This window comes from Neolewinella lacunae, assembly GCF_014349155.1.
GTDB classification, from domain to species: domain Bacteria; phylum Bacteroidota; class Bacteroidia; order Chitinophagales; family Saprospiraceae; genus Neolewinella; species Neolewinella lacunae.
Map to the genome: position 1 here is coordinate 1 of NZ_JACSIT010000023.1, position 1,674 is coordinate 1,674.

Consider the following 1,674-nt stretch of genomic DNA (forward strand, 5'->3'; position numbering starts at 1 on the left):
TTCAGCGCGCGCCCTTCCTCGTGGTAGATGGCCGTGGCTTGTTGGTTGCTATACTCGATCTCGCCGAAATAGTCGCGCCGGGGGGCACCGCCCGCTGGGGTCTGGGTCAGCTTACTACCCCCCGCGCCATAGACGATGCTGTGGGTGCCTTGGGGATTGACGATGGCGGTGGGGAGGTTCAAGTGATTGTAGGTTTGGGAGGTAATGCGCAGGCTCGGGTAGGCTACGATGCTGCCCCGGTCATTGTAGGTTATCGTTTGACTACCGGCGTAGGTTTTAAAGCCTAGGGTGGTCTCGCCGTACTCAGTTATGGATGTTAAACGGTTGTGCTGGGTAGGATCGTATGTGTAGCTTAGGTTATTGAGGGGGGATTCAAAGTAAAACGGAACGAGATCCCTATTTATTACTCGCTAGAAAACTTAGTTTAACTCATCTCATCAAAATCTTTCTTCAATTTAATATCTTCGAATTGAAGCCCCAAAGAAATTGATAAAATGACGGTTAAAAAAATACTAATTTGACTATGAGTAATTATTAATCCATTAGTTAAATATAATAATATTCCACCATCTAAAACAAGCAATAAAAATATTATATTAGCGATAAAAGACATCCACGAAGCAATTTTTGGTCTCTTAAAAAGAATAATATACATGCCTGCAGCACTTATAACAAATGCATGCATTACCAATCTCGTCAATGGATTTATGGGATATGAAAGAACATGGATTTTTTCGGTCACCAAACCCAAATACCAAAATAGCTTAGAATGTCTAATACTCTCAAAGAATAATAGAATGAAGCTAAAAGAAGTAAATAGATAAAATATTTTTTTCATAACTTAAAACCATATTTCGACTCCTGGAATAATTTCGTTTTGAGGTGTTACAACTTGTTTACCTCCATAGTATTGCCTAATTGTTGCGTTGGGATTCTTTGCCTTCCTGTAAGAATTAGTTTGTTGAACAGCTCTAGCCTCAAATAGCCCCTTAGCAACTCCTGGGCCTTTACCTTTAATTGAAGGATCATTATCTACTGTCTTTTTAATGAAATCTTGTGCGTGAACTAGTTCATGATTTAAGGTTTCATCCGGCTGAGATATAACTCCATCAATTTCGATTCCATCTAACTGCGAATAAGAAATACTTACTTCACCAGATTTTAAATCTCGTTTAGTACTTGATTTTTTTATAGTTGCAGCATTTTTTCCACCTCCAAGAACTGATTCTACAATTCCAGCAGGCTCTACCTCTGAAATAGTAATATCCTCAGGAGTTGCCCGAAGAAAATTCAGTAATTCCGCCCCAGCATCAGAAGAGTTTTCAATTAATGCTAAATCATTCAAAGTATTTATTCTAAATTCTTCACTTCCATTTATTCTGATAGTATCCCCCATCTGATCGCTATACATAATAGGATTATTCCCCATCCCATTGTACGGACTCATATTGTAATATTTTTCCGCCTTCGGGTCAACTTGCATCCATCGACCTACCGCAGGGTCGTAGTTTCGAAAGACCGCCATGTCCAGGCCCAGCTCATCCACCCGCTCGATCCCATTAAACTTATAAGCATACGTTCCAGCCCCGGAACTCCGGTCTGCATTGACCATCCCGAAGGGGTAGTAATCCAGCACCGACTGTACGGTCACTGCGCCCGTGGGGCTGGTGCGGA

At 41.4% G+C, this 1,674-nt stretch carries 3 protein-coding genes; all 3 read right to left on the reverse strand.

Going from position 1 to position 1,674, the window contains the following annotated elements; translation table 11 throughout:
* Window positions 1-182, reverse strand: a 182-nt coding sequence (locus tag H9S92_RS00120) for a hypothetical protein (protein WP_187464702.1), incomplete at its 3' end; no start/stop codon positions are given.
* A 242-nt stretch (window positions 183-424) separates the two neighbouring features.
* Window positions 425-838 (reverse strand): hypothetical protein, encoded by a 414-nt coding sequence (locus H9S92_RS00125; protein WP_187464703.1) that lies wholly within the window; start codon window positions 836-838, stop codon window positions 425-427.
* 3 nt (window positions 839-841) lie between these two features.
* A partial coding sequence (locus H9S92_RS00130; protein WP_246463558.1) for an RHS repeat-associated core domain-containing protein occupies window positions 842-1,674 on the reverse strand: 833 nt, incomplete at its 5' end.